The sequence below is a fragment of the Kitasatospora sp. NPDC042419 genome, assembly GCF_056437345.1.
Genome location: NZ_JBWKAW010000022.1, coordinates 124,889 through 141,988 on the forward strand (window position 1 = coordinate 124,889; position 17,100 = coordinate 141,988).

Below are 17,100 nucleotides of genomic sequence, written 5' to 3' on the forward strand. Positions count from 1 at the left end.
GTCCGGCCTGCGGGTCCGGCCGCCCCGTGCACCGGCACCGGGCGGCGGCGCGGGCCCTGACGGCCTGGTCCTGACGGCCCGGCCCGGGCGGGCGCAGGCGGGCGCACAGCCGGCGGGCCGCCGTGCTCCCCGGTTGCGGGGTGCGCGGCGGCCCATGAGGCGTACCGGGAAATATGACGGGCAAGCCCTTGTGGAGCAGTGGTCAGGCGGAGAGCGGTTCGGGCTGCTCACCGCGGCGGACGGGGGCCGAGTGGGCGGCGTGCGCCCTGCCGAGCGGCACCGGATGGGTGGCCTCGGTATGGTCGTGGTGTTCGTACTCGCCCCACTGCGGGGCGCGCAGCTGGTCGCCGCCGCCGTACGGTTCCAGGTAGGGCCGCCAACGCGGGTCCTTGATCCCGGTGCCGATGATCCGCCAGGCCAGGCCGGACGGCGGGGCCGGCGGGCGTTTCATCCGCCAGCCGAGTTCGGTGAGGTGGCGGTCGGCCTTGGTGTGGTTGCAGCGGCGGCAGGCGGCCACCACGTTGTCCCACCGGTGCTGGCCTCCCCGGCTGCGCGGGATGACGTGGTCGACGCTGGTGGCGGCGGCCCCGCAGTAGACGCAACGGCCGTGGTCGCGGGCGAACAGCGCCCGGCGGGTGAGCGGGACGGGCCCGCAGAACGGGACCCGGACGAAGCGGGTCAGGCGGACGACGGACGGCGCCGGAAGGGCGCTGGTGGCGCTGTGCAGAGTGACACCCGAGTCCTCAAGGCTGACGGCCTTGTGGTTGAGGACGAGGATGAGTGCGCGGCGCATCGATACGACGCCGAGTGGCTCGTAGGACGCGTTGAGGACCAGGACATGCGGCACGGATGCCTCCTTGGACGCCTGCGGCGCGTGGCTCGCGCCGGGACGAGCGGTTGGATCACACAGCGGGTGCGTGATCTCCCCCAGTGTCGCCTTACGCCTTTGTACGGCGCCACCACTCCTGTGTAACGGACCTGATGTGAACTCCGGGTGTGGCTTCTGTCATACCCGGTATGCCCGGGGGAAGGGCGGGTTGCACCCCGGTGCCCGCGGGGCGCGCCGCGGCGCCCGGGCGGGGGACGGCTGGGCCGGTCGGAGCAGCGGGCGCGAACGGGCCTCCGCCGGTCGGAGCAGCGGGGGCGGGCGACGCGGCGGGCGGCGCGGCGGGCAGCGCGCCGGGGCGTTGACGGGGCGTCCGACGGGCCGCCGTGCGCCCTCCCGGGGCCGGTGGCCGGAGCGTGGGAGAGCCGTGCGCGAGCGGTGCAGGGGTGGTCGGCGCGTCAGGGTCCCGGGTGGGCGGCGGATAGGGTAGTACGGACGGTCCGCAGGCCAGGGGCGTGCCTCCCGGGTGTGCCTCCGCGGCGGCGGGCTGTGCCACGCCCCCTGCAGGAAGGTCCCGCTCGTGTTCAGGTCCGGTGCCGCCGGCCTCCTCGCCGACGCGTCCGCCACGCCGTCGGCCTCGACGCCGAACCCCTCCCCGAGTCCCACGGCCCCGGGACTGCCGCAGCTCGACCTCAGGATCCCGACCAGCGCGCAGGAGGTCTCCGACACCACCCGGCAGGCCGCCAGCTGGTTCGACTCGCACTGGCAGGAGTGGCTGGCCGGTGGGGTGCGGATCGTCTTCATCGTCGTGCTGGCCCTGGTGCTGCGGGCGATGGTCCGCAAGCTGATCTCCCAGCTGATCGCGCGGATGGTCAAGCCGACCGAGGGCGAGGACGAGCCCGGGCGGCTCGGCGGGCTGCTGGCCAACACCGGGGTGGTCAACCCGGAGCGGCGCCAGCAGCGCTCGGAGGCGATCGGCTCGGTGCTGCGCAGCGTCGCGTCGTTCACCATCCTGGGGACGGCCGCGCTGATGGTGCTGTCGGCGCTCGGGGTGAACCTGGCTCCGCTGCTGGCCAGTGCCGGTGTGGCCGGTGTGGCGATCGGTTTCGGCGCCCGCAACCTGGTCACCGACTTCCTCTCCGGGGTCTTCATGATCATGGAGGACCAGTACGGCGTCGGCGACGAGATCGACACCGGGGTGGCCACCGGCACGGTGCTGGAGGTCGGCCTGCGGGTGACCAAGCTGCGCGGCGCGGGCGGCGAGATCTGGTACATCCGCAACGGCGAGGTGAAGCGGATCGCCAACATGAGCCAGGGCTGGTCGACCGCCTCGGTGGACGTCCAGGTCGGCTACAAGGAGGACCTGCTGCGGGTCGAGGCGCTGATCCAGGAGACCGCGGAGACGCTGGCCAAGGAGGCGCCGTTCGACGAGCTGGTCTGGGCGCCGTTCTCGATCCTGGGTGTGGAGTCGGTGGCGGTGGACTCGGTGGTGCTGCGGGTCGAGGCGCGGACGGCTCCGGGCAAGTCGCTGAGCGTGGCGCGGGCCCTGCGGCAGCGCCTGAAGGTCGCGTTCGACGAGGCCGGGATCAAGGTCAAGGAGGAGGTCGCGCCGGCCGCCGCCGGAGCGGGTGCGGCCGCCGGGACGGCCGCCGCCGGGGTGGTGCTGACCACCGCGACGGCCGGCACGCCGGTCGCCGACCCGGCTCCGCCGTCCGCGCTGGCGGACCCGAACTCGCCGCGCTACCAGGCGACGGCGCCGATACCGGCGCCGGTGAAGCCGGTCGACGACGCGGCGAAGGCGCCCTGACGGGCGGCGGGCGACCGCCCGGCCGGCGCACGTGAACGAACGAGGCCCCGTCTCCCGAGCACGTCGGAGGCGGGGCTCCGTGCTGCCCGGTAACGCTTCGGCATCCACCGCTGGAAGGACCATTGACACCCTCCCGACGTGGACCGTACGGTCCTGTCTCAAGCGACTGGAAAGTTTCCTAACAGTTCGCCCCGGCCCCGCCCACCGGCCGCCCGGACCCGCACCGGAGCTGCCCCGCGGCCGACTCGGAACAGCCCGGGCCCGACCCGTGCGCCCCCGTCGGCCGACCCGACCAGCAGGAAGAGGAGGATCTCCGCGTGACCAAGACGACCGCCAAGGCCCCCCTCGCCGGCACCCCCAGCCTGCTGCGCGCGATCAACGACCGCGCCGCCCTCGAACTGCTGCTGGAGAACGGCCCGCTCTCCCGCACCCAGATCGGCACGCTGACCGGACTCTCCAAGCCCACCGCCTCCCAGCTGCTGGCCCGCCTGGAGGCGGCCGGCCTGGTCCTCCCGGTGGGCACCACGGCGGGCGGCCCCGGGCCGAACGCCCAGCTGTACCAGGTGAATCCGGCCGCCGGGCACGTCGCCGGACTGGACGTCACCAACAGCCACGTCCGGGTCGCCGTCGCCGACATCACCGGTTCCACGCTCGCCGAGCTCGTCGTCCCCACCAAGGGGTGGACGGCCGCCGAGACCGTCCCCCGGGTGGCCGGGACGGTCGCCGAGGCGGTCCGGTCCGCCGGACTGGCCGAGGGCAGCCTGCACACCGTGGTGATCGGCGTCGGCGGGGCGCCCGACCCCGGCACCGGAAAGCTCCGGTACGCCTCCCACCTGCCCGGCTGGCACACGCCGCGGCTGGTCGAGGAGCTGTCCGGGGCGATCGGCGCGCCGGTGTCGATCGAGAACGACGTGAACCTGGCCGCCGTCGCCGAACAGGCCTCCGGCGCGGCACGCGGGTTCGAGGACTTCGTCCTGCTCTGGGCCGGCGAGGGCATCGGCGCGGCGATCGTGATCGCCGGCCGCCTGCACCGCGGCTTCACCGGCGGCGCGGGGGAGGTCGGCTACATGCCGGTTCCCGGCGCACCGGTGGTGCGGGACGTGCGCCGCCGCAACTCCGGCGGGTTCCAGGAGCTGGTCGGCGCACCCGCCGTCCGGGTGCTGGCCCGGGAGCACGGGCTGGGCGCGCCGACCGCCGAGGAGTCGCTCGCCAAGGCGCTGGAGACCCCGGGCGCCGGGGACGCGTTCCTCACCGAGCTGGCCGGCCGGCTGGCCGTCGGGCTGGCCGTGATCGTCGCCGTCGTCGACCCCCAGCTGGTGGTGGTCTCCGGCGGTGTGCCTACCGCGGGCGGCGAACGGCTGCGGGCCCTGGTCGAGGAGGAGCTGGCCCGGATCTCGATCGCCAGACCCGAGGTCCGCGGCAGTGCCCTGCCCGGCTCCCCCGTCCTGCTCGGCGCGCTGCAACGCGCGCTGGCAGCCGCCCGCGAGGCGGTCTTCTCCACCCACTGAGGACCGCCCCCACGCGCCGACGCCGCACCCACCGGCGCCCGCACCACCCGAGAAGACGTCCACCCCCACCACGGCGACCGACCGGCACCCGACCCGACGGCGCCCGACCGACGATCACCGGCACCCGACCGACCACCGGCGCCCGACCCGCCGGCGCCCGACCGACCCGACGCTCCCGCCGAGCACCACCCGCACCTCCCGCACCAGGCACCACCCGCACCGCTCGACCCCTGCACCCACCTCTCCCCAACCCCCGAACGCGGGACCCGAGGCAATGACGCCTGCCCGCGCACCCCCAGGAGGACCTCGAAGTGCACTCCACCACCTCCCGCAGAGGCCGCCGTACGATCGCCGCCGTCACCGGCAGCGCCGTCCTGGCCCTGCTGGCCACCGCCTGCACCGGTTCCAGCGACGGCGGCGGCAGCGACGACTCGGCCAGCGGCAAGGACGTCACCATCACCTTCTGGCACGGCTGGAGCCAGGAATCCGAGGTGAAGGCGATCAACGACAACATCGCCGCCTTCGAGAAGGCCCACCCGAACATCCACGTCAAGGCGACCGGCAACATCGCCGACGACAAGGTCAACCAGGCCCTGCGGGCCGGCGGCGACGAGGCACCGGACGTGGTCTCCTCGTTCACCACCAACAACGTCGGCATGTTCTGTTCGACCAAGGCCTTCACCGACCTCAAGCCCTTCCTGGCGAAGGACAACATCGACGCGGCCAAGACCTTCCCGGCCGCGATGCTCAACTACTCGCAGTTCCAGGGCAACCAGTGCTCGCTGCCGCTGCTCGGCGACGCCTTCGGCCTGTACTACAACAAGAAGGCCTTCGCCGATGCCGGTATCGCCGGCCCGCCCAAGACCTTCAGCGAGTTCGCCGAGGCCGCCGTCAAGCTCACCGTCGCCGAGGGCGACGGCTACAAGCAGCTCGGCTTCATGCCGCTGTACCACGGCTACGAGTCGACCACCGAGCACTTCCTCGGCCAGTACGGCCCGAGCTACTTCGACGCCTCCGGCAAGTCCAGCATCGCCACCGACCCGAAGGTCGCCGCGATGATGAAGTGGCAGAAGGGCCTGGTCGAGAAGCTCGGCGGCTACGACAAGCTGGACAAGTACCGGGCCACCTTCGGCGAGGAGTTCAGCGCCAAGAACCCGTTCCACACCGGCCAGGTCGCGATGGCCATCGACGGCGAGTGGCGGACCGCCTCGCTCGCCACGGACAAGCCGGACTTCGAGTGGGCGACCGCGCCGTTCCCGGTGCCGGACGACCAGGCCTCCACCTGGGGCCGCGGCTACCAGACCGGCACCATCGTCGGCATCGCCAGCACCAGCAAGAAGCAGGCCGCCGCCTGGGAGTTCGTCAAGTTCCTGACCACCGACACCGACGCGGTGGTCTCGTTCGCCAACGCGATCCACAACGTGCCCAGCACCTTCGCCGCGCTCGACTCGCCGAAGCTGATCAGCGACCCGAACTTCAAGACCTTCCTGGACATCGCGAAGAACCCGAACTCCGGCACCACCCCGGCCAGCGTCAACGGCGGCGCCTACCTCGTGTCGGTGCAGAACCTCGGCTACGACTTCGAGTCCGGCAAGCAGGCCGACCTCGCGGCGGGTCTCGCGGCCACCGCCAAGGAGATCGACGCCGCCATCGCCCAGGCCAAGTAGCGCGCAACGGTTCACGGAGCTCCCATGTCACTCGCGTCCGCAACCCGCAAGGGCACCGGACCGACCGACCCGGCGGCGCCCTCCACGCAGCACCTGCTGCGCCGGAAGCGCCGCCGGGAGGCGGCCCGCACCCTGGCCTTCCTCTCCCCCTGGCTGATCGGCTTCGCGGTCTTCTTCCTGTACCCGCTGATCTCCACCGTCTACTTCTCGTTCACCAAGTACAACGGGTTCGGCTCGCCCGCCTTCAGCGGCCTGAAGAACTGGGACTACGTCTTCAACGACCTCCCGGCCTTCTGGAAGGGCCTGCGCAACACCGTGTGGCTGGTCTTCATCATGGTGAGCCTGCGGGTGGCGTTCGGCCTCGGGATCGGGATGCTGATCACCAAGGTCAAGACCGGTGCCGGGTTCTTCCGTACCGCGTTCTACCTGCCGTACCTGGCACCGCCGGTGGCCGCCACCGTCGCGTTCGCCTTCCTGCTCAACCCCGGCACCGGCCCGGTCAACCACTTCCTCGGCGAGATCGGGCTGCCGCAGCCCGGCTGGTTCGCCGACCCGGACTGGTCGAAGCCCGCGCTCACCATGCTCGCCCTGTGGGGCATCGGCGACCTGATGGTCATCTTCATGGCGTCCCTGCTGGACGTCCCCAGGGACCAGTACGAGGCCGCCGAGCTCGACGGCGCCGGCCCGTTCCAGCGCTTCCGGTACGTCACCCTGCCGAACATCTCGCCGATCATCATGTTCGCGGTGGTCACCGGCGTCATCCAGACCATGCAGTACTACACGCAGGCGATCGTCGCCGCGAAGGTCGCCGGCGGCAACGCGGGCAACTCCGGGCAGCAGTTCGAGCCCGGCTACCCGCAGGGCTCCACCTGGACCCTGCCGCAGATGGTCTACAACCTCGGCTTCCAGCGCTTCAACTACGGCGCGGCGTGCGTCGTCGCCCTGGTGCTGTTCGCCATCTCGATGGCCGTCACCTCGCTCCTGCTCCGCCGCAAGTCCGGCTTCATGGCGAGCGACGACTAGCGGCCCAGTGAGGACACGATCATGACTCTCAGCTCCACCCTCACGGCGGAGGCCCCCGCGAAGGGGCCCGCCCGGCGCGGCACCCCCGCCGCCGCCCGCGCGGCCCGCCGCCGCGCCCTGCTCAACTGGGTGGCCGTGCACTCGCTGGCCGTCGCCGCCACCCTGTTCTTCCTGCTGCCGTTCGTCTTCGCCTTCCTGACTTCGGTCATGACGGACAGTCAGGCCCTCACCACCGACTACTGGCCCACCTCCTGGGAGTGGGGCAACTACCGCAAGGTCTGGGACACGCCCGGCTTCCTCACGTGGTGGCGCAACACCCTGCTGTACGCCGGCCTCGGCACCGTGCTGACCATCGTCTCCAGCCTCCCGGTGGCCTACGCGCTCGCCAAGTTCCGCTTCCGGGGCCGCAACCTGGCACTGATGGCGGTCATCTCGATGATGATGCTGCCGCCGCAGGTCACCATCATCCCGATGTACCTGTTCTGGGCGAAGGAGCTCGGTCTCAGCGGCTCGCTCTGGCCGCTGATCATCCCGATGGCCTTCGGCGACGCCTTCTCGATCTTCCTGCTCCGGCAGTTCCTGCTGACGATCCCCAAGGAGTACATCGAGGCGGCCCGGATCGACGGCTGCGGCGACCTGCGGACCCTCCTCAAGGTGGTGCTGCCGATGGCAAAGCCGGCCATCGCCGCCGTCGCCCTGTTCCAGTTCTTCTACTGCTGGAACGACTTCTTCGGCCCGCAGATCTACGCCAGCAACAATCCCGGCGCCTGGACCCTCTCCTACGGCCTGGAGTCCTTCAAGGGCGCCCACCACACCAACTGGAACCTCACCATGGCCGCCACCCTGCTGGTGATGGCCCCGGTGATCGTCCTCTTCTTCTTCGCACAGAAGGCCTTCATCGAAGGCGTGACACTGACAGGGGTCAAGGGCTGATGTCCACACTCAAGCTGGCCATCGTCGGCGGCGGTTCGACGTACACCCCGGAGCTGATCGACGGCTTCGCCCGGCTCCGGGACACCCTGCCGATCGGCGAGCTGGTCCTGATCGACCCCGCCGCGGACCGGCTGGAGCTGATCGGCGGACTGGCCCGGCGGATCTTCGCCAAGCAGGGCCACGGCGCCGTGGTGACCACCACCACGGACGTCGAGGCGGGCGTCGCCGACGCCGACGCCGTCCTGCTCCAGCTGCGGGTCGGCGGGCAGGCGGCCCGCAACCAGGACGAGACCTGGCCGCTGGAGTGCGGCTGCGTCGGCCAGGAGACCACCGGCGCGGGCGGGCTCGCCAAGGCGCTGCGCACCGTCCCGGTGGTGCTCGACATCGCCGAGAAGGTCCGGCGCACCAACCCCGACGCCTGGATCGTCGACTTCACCAACCCGGTCGGCATCGTCACCCGGGCCCTGCGCGAGGCCGGCCACAAGGCCGTCGGCCTCTGCAACGTCGCCATCGGCTTCCAGCGGCGGTTCGCCAAGCACCTGGGCGTCGCCCCGGAGCTGATCCGGCTCGACCACGTCGGCCTCAACCACCTCACCTGGGAGCGCGGCGTCACCCTGCTCGACGCGCCGGGCGCCGCGGGCGGCCGGGAGGTGCTGCCGGAGCTGCTCGCCGGCTTCGGCCAGGAGATCGCCGACGACCTGCTCCTGCCCCGGCGGGTGATCGAGCGGCTCGGCGTCGTCCCCTCCTACTACCTGCGCTACTTCTACCAGCACGACGCCGTGGTGGAGGAGCTGAAGGCCAAGGGCTCGCGGGCCGCCGAGGTCGCCGAGATCGAGCGGCAGCTCCTGGAGATGTACGCCGACCCCGCGCTGGACACCAAGCCCGAGCTGCTCGGCAAGCGCGGCGGCGCGTTCTACTCCGAGGCGGCCGTCCAGCTCATCGCCGCGCTGCTCGGCACCGACGGCGCCACCTCGGTTCAGGTGGTGAACACCCGCAACGACGGCGTGCTGCCGTTCCTGCCGGACGACGCCGTCATCGAGGTGCCGGCCGAGGTCGACGCGGCGGGCGTGCGCCCGCTGCCGCAGCGCCCCGTCGAGCCGCTCTACGCCGGCCTGATCGCCGCCGTCACCGCGTACGAGCACCTCGCGCTGGACGCCGCCCTGCGCGGCGGCCGCGACCGGGTCTTCGACGCCCTGCTCGCCCACCCGCTGGTCGGCCAGATCGAGCTCGCCGACCAGCTGACGGACCGGCTGCTCGCCCACAACCGCGAGCACCTCGTCTGGGCCTGACCAGCCCGGCCGTACTCCGGCCCGCACTCCGTGGGGGGTGCGGGCCGGGCCGCCGAGGGCCCGCCGGCCCTCCGCGGCGAGGCCGCGAGGAGACCGCCCACCCCCGGCCGGAGCAACCACGGCCGGGCCACGTACGAGCCGCGGGGACCTGATGACCCACCAGCCCGAACCACACCTGCCCGGCGTCCTCGCCATCGACGCGGGCAACTCCAAGACCGACGTCGCCGTCATCGGCGCCGACGGCACCGTCCTCGGCTCCGCCCGGGGCGGCGGCTTCACACCGCAGAAGGTCGGCGGCGCCGCCGCCGTCGCCGGCCTCGCACCCCTGGTCGAGCAGGCCGCCGCGGCGGCCGGGGTCACCGCCTGGAACGGCCCGCTGACCAGCCACGTCAGCGCCTGCCTCGCCAACGCCGACCTCCCGGTCGAGGAGCAGGCGCTGCGCGCCGCCCTGGAGACCCACCCGTGGGGCGCCACCAACACCGTCGTCAACGACACCTTCGGCCTGCTGCGCGCCGGGACGGACGGCCCGCGCGGCGTCGCGGTGGTCTGCGGCGCCGGCATCAACTGCGTCGGCCTGCTGCCCGACGGCCGCACCGCCCGGTTCCCCGCCCTCGGCGAGCTGACCGGCGACTGGGGCGGCGGCGCCGGCCTCGCCCTCAACAGCATGTGGCACGCCGTCCGCGCGGAGGACGGGCGCGGCGGGCCGACCGTCCTGGCCCCGGCCATCGCCGAGCACTTCGGCCTGCCCAGCGCCGGCGCCGTGGCCGAGGCCGTGCACCTGGGGCACCTGCCGTTCGCCCGGCTGCACGAGGTCGCCCGGGTGCTCTTCGCGGTCGCGGAGGGCGGGGACCGGGTGGCCCTGGAGCTGATCGACCGGCAGGCCGACGAGATCACCCGGCTCGCGGTCGTCGCACTGCGCCGGCTCGACCTCCTGGACTCGCCCACGCCGCTGGTGCTCGGCGGCGGGGTGCTCGCCTCGCGGCAGCCGCTGCTGCTCGGCAACCTCACCGCGCGGCTGGCGGAGGCCGCGCCGCTCGCCGAGCCGCGCGTCGTCGTCGCGCCGCCGGTGCTGGGCGCGGCCCTGCTCGGCCTCGACCACCTGGGGGCCGGCGCCGAGGCGCAGGCCCGGGTGCGGGAGGCGTACGACCAGGACCGGCCGGTGGCGGCGTAGCGTCCGGTCCTCCCGCTGCCGTGCGGTGAGGCCGCCGGCCCGCTCAGCCGCGGCGCGCCCTTCCGGCTCCGCCCGCCTTCTTCCGACCCCACCTTCTTCCGCCCCCGCCGGGTCCGCACGCCCGGCGGGGGCGGTCGTCCGTCCGGGGCGGGGCGGGCCGCCGGCGGGACGGACGGAGGCGCGGCCGCGTGGCGGTGCGGACGGACGGCGGGACGGACGGCGGTGCGGACGGGTGGCGGAAGGGCGACGGCGGGCGGAGGGGCGACGAACGCGGGGGGTGGACGGGACGCTACCGCGCGGTAATCTGACGACGAGTCAGTGAACCCGGGCGACGCGCCACGAAAGGCGGCGGGCAGCGGGGAGGAGCCCGCAGGGCGGGTGGGGCGACGGCACCAGGCGTTCACCGAGCGGCCATCGGTGCAGGGGCAGTCCATCACCCTGGGGCAGGCTGCCGTCCCTAGCGTCTCCCGACGCACCGCCGACCGTCCCCGTCCTCTCACGAAGGGTCACCCCATGCCCGGACGCAGAGTCGTCGTCGCGGCCACCCTCGGCGCCATGACCGCCGGCGCGCTGGCCGTCACCGCCTTCTCCGGTGCCGCCACCGCGGCGGTCGGGACCACCACGTTCACCCCGGTGGCCGACACCTACGCGTACAGCAGCAACCCGAGCACCAACTACGGCACCTCCGGCCAGCTCGGGGTGGACAACAGCCCCGTCAAGCGGATCTTCCTGAAGTTCACCGTCTCCGGGCTCACCGCACCGGTGACCAGCGCCAAACTCCGCATCCACACCGACGACGTGTCCGGTGCCGAGAGCGGCAACGGCGGCACCTTCCGCTCGCTCAGCAGCACCACGTGGTCCGAGACCGGGCTGACCTGGAACAACCAGCCCGCCGTCGACGGCCCGGTGCTGGGCTCGATCGGCGCCGTCTCGCGCAACTCCTGGTACGAGGTGGACGTCACCTCCTACGTGACCGGGAACGGCACCTTCGCCATCGGCGCGACCTCCTCGTCCAGCGACGGCGCCGACTACGACTCGCGCGAATCCGGCTCCACCGCACCGCAGTTGGTGATCACCACCGACACCGGCACGCCGTCCCCGTCGCCGACCCCGACCACCCCCTCGCCCACCCCGACCGCCTCGCCGACGCCCACCGCGTCCCCGACCGGCGGCGCCGACCCGGTGCTGGTCGGGGCCGGTGACATCGCCAACTCCGGGAGCGGGGACGAGGCGACGGCGAAGCTGCTGGACGGCATCCCCGGCACGGTGTTCAACGCGGGCGACAACGCCTACCCCGACGGCAGCGCCTCCGACTACACCAACTACTACGCACCGACCTGGGGCCGCCACAAGGCGCGCACCAAGCCGGCGCCCGGCAACCACGAGTACAACACCTCGGGCGCCACCGGCTACTACAACTACTTCGGCGCCGCCGCCGGCACCCCCGGCCAGGGCTACTACTCCTACGACCTGGGCAACTGGCACGTCGTGGCGCTCAACTCCAACATCGCCACCAGCGCCGGCTCCGCCCAGGAGCAGTGGCTCCGCGCCGACCTCGCCGCCAGCAACAAGCCCTGCACGCTGGCGTACTGGCACCACCCGCGGTTCACCTCCGGCTCCAACCACGGCCCGAGCACCTCCGTCGGCCCGCTGGTCCAGGCCCTGTACGACAACAACGCGGACGTGATCGTCACCGGCCACAACCACCAGTACGAGCGGTTCGCGCCGATGAACCCGAGCGGTGCGCTCGACACCACCCGCGGCATCCGGCACTTCGTGGCCGGGATGGGCGGCGCCAGCCACTACAGCTTCGGCACCATCCAGGCCAACAGCGAGGCGCGCAACAGCGACACCTACGGCGTGCTGAAGTTCACGCTGCACGACAACGGTTACACCTGGCAGTTCGTCCCCGAGGCGGGCAAGACGTACAACGACAGCGGCACCACCAGCTGCCACTGACGTCCCTGCGGACCGTCCGAGCGACGGCGCGGCCGGGACCTCCCCGGCCGCGCCCCGCCGCGTGCCACCGCGCGCACCGCGTCCGCTGCGCCGCGCCCCGCTTCCGCCGCACACCGCTTCCGCCGCTACGCCGACCACCCCGCGCCGAGCGCGCACCGGCGAAAGGCCACCCGTGTACCTGTCCACCATCGGCCGCCCGGCCGCCGCCGACCCCTCCTCCGCCCCCGCCGACGGCCCCACCGAAGGCCCCTCCGAAGGCCCTGACGGCCCCGACGGACCCGTCAAGGGACCGAAGCGGCGGCGCTGGGCCCTGGTCGGCGGCAACGTCGTCGCCCTCGGGACGGTCAGCCTGGTGACCGACGTCTCCTCCGAGATGGTCACCGCCGTCCTCCCCCTCTACCTGACCGCCGCCCTGCACCTCGGCCCCGCCGCGTACGGGGTGATCGACGGCCTCTACGGCGGCGCGACGGTGCTGCTGCGCCTGGTCGGCGGCTTCCTCGCCGACCGGATCCAGCGCCGCAAGGCCGTCGCCGGGTTCGGGTACGCGATCTCCGCCGTCGCCAAGCTCGGCCTGCTCGCCGCCGGCTCCGCACCCGCCGCACTCGGCCTGGTGATCACCGCCGACCGGGCCGGCAAGGGCCTGCGCAGCGCCCCGAGGGACGCGCTGATCACCCTCTCCGCCCCGGAGGGCTCGCTGGGCCGGGCCTTCGGCGTGCACCGCACCATGGACGCGGCCGGAGCCTTCGCCGGACCGCTGCTCGCACTCGCCGTGCTGGCCGCGGCCGGACAGGCCTTCGACGCCGTCTTCGTCACCAGCTTCTGCGTCGCCGCCTTCGGCGTCCTGGTGCTGCTGCTGTTCGTCCGCGACCACCGCACCCCGCTGCCCGCCGCCGGCGCGATCTCCGCCCGCGCCGCGCTGGGCCTGCTGCGGCAGGGCCCGGTGCTGCGGCTGGTGCCGGCCGCCGCCCTGCTCGGGCTGGCCACCATCGGCGACGGCTTCGTCTACCTGCTGCTGCAGCGGCGTTCGGACCTCTCGCTGGGCTGGTTCCCGCTGCTGGCGGTCGGCACCAGCCTGACGTACCTGCTGCTGGCCGCGCCGCTGGGCGCACTGGCCGACCGGATCGGCCGCCTCCCGGTGCTGCTGGGCGGCTACGCGGCGCTGGCCGGCGCCTACCTGCTGCTGTACGGGCCGCTCGACGGGACGGGCGCGACGGTGGCGGTGCTGGCGCTGCACGGCCTCTTCTACGCGGCCACCGACGGCGTGCTGATGGCCCTGGCCGGGCCCCGGCTGCCGGAGGCGCTGCGGACCACCGGGATCGCGCTGATCCAGAGCGGGCAGGCGCTGGCGTACCTGGCCTCCTCGGTGCTGTTCGGGCTGGCCTGGCAGTACTGGGGGCCGGTCACCGCGAGCCGGGCCGCCGCGGCGGCCGTCGTGGTGGCGCTGCTGGGGAGCGTCGTGCTGCTGTCCGGCGGTCCGCGCCGCTCCACCGGCACGACCGACGCCCCGGCCCCGCACGGCGTTCCCGACGCCACCGGCACCCCTGACGCCCCGGTCGTCCCGGCCGCCCCCGACATGCCCGACATGCCCGACACCACTGCGGAGGACCCGCGTTGAACCTCTCCCCGCGCGCCCGGCTGCTGGTGGTCGCCAGCGCCGCCCTGCTGCTCGGCGCCGCCGCCACCACCTACACGCTGACCGCCGCCGACCCGGCGCCGCGCACCACCGCGAGCGCTCCCGACCACGACGACGCGCCCGGCGACACGGCGGGCGGTCCGCGCATCCAGGTGCTGAGCAACGGCCTGCTCTCCTCGGTGTCCCGCGGGGCCCCGGGCGGCAGCCGCGAGGTCGGCAGCCGCCGCTGCGAGCGCGCGTACGCCGCCGCCGACACCGTCGCCTGCCTCGCCCCGGCCGGCGCCCTGGAGGGCCCCGAACTCGTCGTGCTGGACCGGGCCTCGAACGAGCGCAGGAAGGTCGCGCTGACCGGCATCCCGAACCGTCTGCGGGTCTCCGCCAGCGGCCGGATGGTCTCCTGGACGCTGTTCGTCGGCGGCGACTCCTACGCGGGCAACTCCTTCTCCACCCGCACCGGCGTCCTCGACACCACCGACGGCCGACTGCTCAACACCCTGGAGGAGTTCGCGATCACCCGGGACGGCCGGCCGTACCGCGCCGCCGACGTCAACTACTGGGGGGTCACCTTCACGGCCGACGACAACCGCTTCTACGCCACCCTCGCCACCGACGGCCACCGCTACCTGGTGGAGGGCGACCTCGCCGCCCGGACCGTCCGCACCCTCGCCGACAACGTCGAGTGCCCGTCCCTCTCCCCCGACGGCCGCCGGATCGCCTTCAAGCAGGCCGTCGACGGCGACCCCGCCAAGGGCTGGCGCCCGGCCGTCCTGGACCTTGCCACGCTGACGGCCACCCGGCTGCCCGAGCAGCGCTCGGTGGACGACCAGCCGGCCTGGCTCGACGACGCCACCGTCGCGTACGCGATCCAGCGTTCGGACGGCGTCAACGACGTCTGGGCGGTGCCGGCCGACGGTTCGGCGGCGCCCGCGCTGCTCGTCCCCGAGGCCAACTCCCCGGCGCCGCTGCCCTGACCGCGAACCCGCCCCCCGACCGATGCCGGCCACCGACACGGCCGCCGACACCGCCGCCGGCCCACCTGCCGGACAGCGGAACCGGGCCGACCGATTCCGCGTGTACGGGGGTGCCGTGTCCGGCCGCCTTCCTGGGAGACTCGCCCCATGACCGCCCCCAGCCGCCTCCTCCTCGCCGTGCTGCTCTGCTGCACCGTGACCGCCGGCGTCGCCGCCTGCACCCCGATCGACGAGGACCCCACGGTGGCCATGGCCTCGGACGGCGACGAGTACGCCGTCGACGACGAGGACCCCGACACGGCGGCGCCCTGGGACGAGGACGAGGGCACGGACCCGGACGCGTACGCGGACGAGGCGTACGGCACGGGGACCGACTCCGCCCCGGCCGCCCCCTCCCCCGCCGACTGCACCGCCCTCGCCCGGAACCCCGGCCACCAGGTCGTCCAGGTCGTCGGCGAGGTCGAGGGCCGTCTCGCCGCCCGCCCGACCCGGTACGTGTGCGGCCCCGACGCCCCCGGCGACGGCTCCTACGACCCGGTCGGCGAACCCGTCACCTACCCGCTCGCCGCCCGGGTCACCGCCACCCTCGTCGACCTCGAACACGCGGAGCCGGCCAAGGAGGTCCAGCTTCCCGTCCTCCTGCAGCACCTCGACGACTGCCTCTCCGACCGCGTCCCCGACGCCCCGTACGGCTGCTACGGCGACACCTACGACATCGTCCTCGACGCCCGCGGGCGGATCACCCGCATCAAGGAGCTGTACCGCCCCTGACGCACCCGTCACCGGCGCCGTTCGGGCTCCCGGGCACCCGGGCTTGACCTCAAGTGGGGTTCAAGTCATCGAATGGTGTCCGGCGGTGATCACCACCGCCGTACGAAGCACCGAGCGGAGGGGTCCGTCATGACGAACGACGTGCTGGTGGTGGGGGCGGTTCCGGCCGACGTCCGGGAGGCGGTGACCGGCGTGGTCGCCGCTCTGGAGAAGGCCTTCAACACCAAGGACGCGGCGGCCCTGGGCGAGCAGTTCGGCGAGCAGGCCTCCTGGACCAACGCACGGGGCGTGCGGCTCGACGGACGGGCGGCGATCGCCGAGTTCAGCCGGCCGGCGATGGAGAGCTTCCTGCGGGACTCCTACGCCCGGTACGAGGTGGTGAAGATCCTGGCGATCGCCGAGGACGTGATCGCCGTCAACGTCGCACAGACACCCACCGACGCCGCGGGCACGCCCGTGGAGGGAGCGCACGGCGCGGCCCTCTACGTGGTGGCCCGGCAGGCGGACGGGTGGAAGATCGTGGCCGGTCAGAACAACGCGGTCGATGCCCCGTCCGCAGGGTGAGTGACGACCGGTCCCGGACCGGGGGCCGCCTCCGATCCTGCGATCGTGCCAGGAGGCGGCCCCCTTCCCGCTGACACCCAGGAGGTTCAGGGCGCTCAGGGGTTCAGGGCGCTCAGGAGGTCAAGGGCGCTCAGGACCTTCGGGGCCTACGCGCCCGCGGGGGCGGGCAGGTGCCGTGCGAAGTGGTCGGCGACCGCCTCGGCGGTCGCCGTGACCGGCCCGGCGCCGTCCACCTCGATGACGCGGATGCCGAGGCGGCGGGCGCTGCGGACGGCGTCGTCGGCCACCAGGCGGTCCCGGGCGACGCGGTTCGCCTGCGCCCGGGCCGGGTCGCCGACCTCGGCCTCCAGCGCACCGGCCCGGGGGAGGGTGCGGATCTGGTACTGCCGGAACTCCTCGGTGGGGACGAGCACGACCATCCGGTCCGGCGCGTCGAGGAGCGGCGCGACGAGTTCGGGCCGCAGCCCCCAGCCCTCGGCGACCAGCGGACGGCCGGCGGTCAGTGCCCGCAGGTCGTCCAGCGCCCAGCCGAACCGCTCCGGGAAGCCCGCGAGGGTCTCGGCCGCCATCTCCTCCGGGCTGCGGTCCACCCAGACGCCGTCCGGGTCCGGGTCGGCGGTGGGCACGCCGGTCGCGACCCGGAGCGCGATGCGGCGGGCCCGGTGGCCGCGAGCGTCGTGGAAGTCGTAGTGGTAGGCGGTCAACCCGTAACGGGCGGCGAGCACTTCGGCGACCGTGGTCTTGCCGGCCCACTGCGCGCCACCGATCCAGAGGGTGCGGTGCAGGCTGCCGTGGGGGTCCCAGATGTCGGGCACAGCTGTCCTCCTGAGGGGAGTGGGGGGAGAAGCGGGAGATGCGCGCGGCCGCCGGGTGTCCACCGGTGCGGCCTGCGCCCCTTCAGGAGTCTGTGGGTTTCCGCGGAAAAATTGCAGTCTTGTTCTTGCCGGGCAACCGGCGGAGAGTGGAAGAGCGGGTCGG

General features: G+C 73.6%; 14 protein-coding genes. 12 read left to right on the plus strand and 2 right to left on the minus strand.

Annotated elements, in window-relative coordinates; all coding sequences use genetic code 11:
• Positions 1-202 precede the first annotated feature (202 nt).
• Positions 203-847 carry an HNH endonuclease gene (locus AC067J_RS31700; protein ID WP_327681589.1) on the minus strand — a complete coding sequence of 215 codons (645 nt, stop codon included), beginning with the start codon at positions 845-847 and terminating at the stop codon, positions 203-205.
• A gap of 559 nt (positions 848-1,406) precedes the next feature.
• Between AC067J_RS31700 and AC067J_RS31705 the strand changes: the two genes are divergently transcribed.
• The 12 genes from AC067J_RS31705 (at position 1,407) to AC067J_RS31760 (ending at position 16,122) form a co-directional block, all read left to right on the plus strand.
• Positions 1,407-2,633: a mechanosensitive ion channel family protein gene (locus AC067J_RS31705; protein WP_478305035.1), complete on the plus strand. Its 1,227-nt coding sequence runs from the start codon at positions 1,407-1,409 to the stop codon at positions 2,631-2,633.
• A gap of 317 nt (positions 2,634-2,950) precedes the next feature.
• On the plus strand, positions 2,951-4,141 hold the full coding sequence (locus AC067J_RS31710) for an ROK family transcriptional regulator (protein WP_478305037.1): 1,191 nt from the start codon (positions 2,951-2,953) through the stop codon (positions 4,139-4,141).
• 311 nt (positions 4,142-4,452) lie between these two features.
• Positions 4,453-5,808, plus strand: coding sequence for an ABC transporter substrate-binding protein (locus AC067J_RS31715; protein ID WP_478305039.1), 1,356 nt, complete (start codon positions 4,453-4,455; stop codon positions 5,806-5,808).
• Positions 5,809-5,832: 24 nt separating this feature from the next.
• The gene (locus tag AC067J_RS31720) at positions 5,833-6,831 is read left to right on the plus strand and encodes a carbohydrate ABC transporter permease (protein ID WP_478305041.1); all 999 of its coding nucleotides are present in this window, start codon (positions 5,833-5,835) and stop codon (positions 6,829-6,831) included.
• Between the two features lie 21 nt (positions 6,832-6,852).
• Positions 6,853-7,764: a carbohydrate ABC transporter permease gene (locus tag AC067J_RS31725; protein WP_478305043.1), complete on the plus strand. Its 912-nt coding sequence runs from the start codon at positions 6,853-6,855 to the stop codon at positions 7,762-7,764.
• Positions 7,764-9,053, plus strand: a complete 1,290-nt coding sequence (locus tag AC067J_RS31730; protein ID WP_478305045.1) for a 6-phospho-beta-glucosidase — start codon at positions 7,764-7,766, stop codon at positions 9,051-9,053. Before AC067J_RS31725 ends, AC067J_RS31730 begins: the two co-directional genes overlap by 1 nt.
• A gap of 151 nt (positions 9,054-9,204) precedes the next feature.
• Positions 9,205-10,224: an N-acetylglucosamine kinase gene (locus AC067J_RS31735; protein ID WP_478305047.1), complete on the plus strand. Its 1,020-nt coding sequence runs from the start codon at positions 9,205-9,207 to the stop codon at positions 10,222-10,224.
• Positions 10,225-10,737: 513 nt separating this feature from the next.
• Positions 10,738-12,183 carry a CBM96 family carbohydrate-binding protein gene (locus tag AC067J_RS31740; RefSeq protein ID WP_478305049.1) on the plus strand — a complete coding sequence of 482 codons (1,446 nt, stop codon included), beginning with the start codon at positions 10,738-10,740 and terminating at the stop codon, positions 12,181-12,183.
• A 172-nt stretch (positions 12,184-12,355) separates the two neighbouring features.
• The gene (locus tag AC067J_RS31745; protein ID WP_478305051.1) at positions 12,356-13,798 is read left to right on the plus strand and encodes an MFS transporter; all 1,443 of its coding nucleotides are present in this window, start codon (positions 12,356-12,358) and stop codon (positions 13,796-13,798) included.
• Entirely contained in the window at positions 13,795-14,787 is a 993-nt protein-coding gene (locus tag AC067J_RS31750; RefSeq protein WP_478305053.1) for a hypothetical protein, read from the plus strand. Before AC067J_RS31745 ends, AC067J_RS31750 begins: the two co-directional genes overlap by 4 nt.
• Positions 14,788-14,934: 147 nt before the next feature.
• Positions 14,935-15,558: a hypothetical protein gene (locus tag AC067J_RS31755; protein ID WP_478305055.1), complete on the plus strand. Its 624-nt coding sequence runs from the start codon at positions 14,935-14,937 to the stop codon at positions 15,556-15,558.
• A 129-nt stretch (positions 15,559-15,687) separates the two neighbouring features.
• Positions 15,688-16,122, plus strand: a complete 435-nt coding sequence (locus tag AC067J_RS31760; RefSeq protein WP_478305056.1) for an SgcJ/EcaC family oxidoreductase — start codon at positions 15,688-15,690, stop codon at positions 16,120-16,122.
• Positions 16,123-16,268: 146 nt separating this feature from the next.
• Here the strand turns inward: AC067J_RS31760 and AC067J_RS31765 are convergent, their stop codons facing one another.
• The gene (locus AC067J_RS31765; RefSeq protein ID WP_478305058.1) at positions 16,269-16,937 is read right to left on the minus strand and encodes a hypothetical protein; all 669 of its coding nucleotides are present in this window, start codon (positions 16,935-16,937) and stop codon (positions 16,269-16,271) included.
• Positions 16,938-17,100 lie beyond the last annotated feature (163 nt).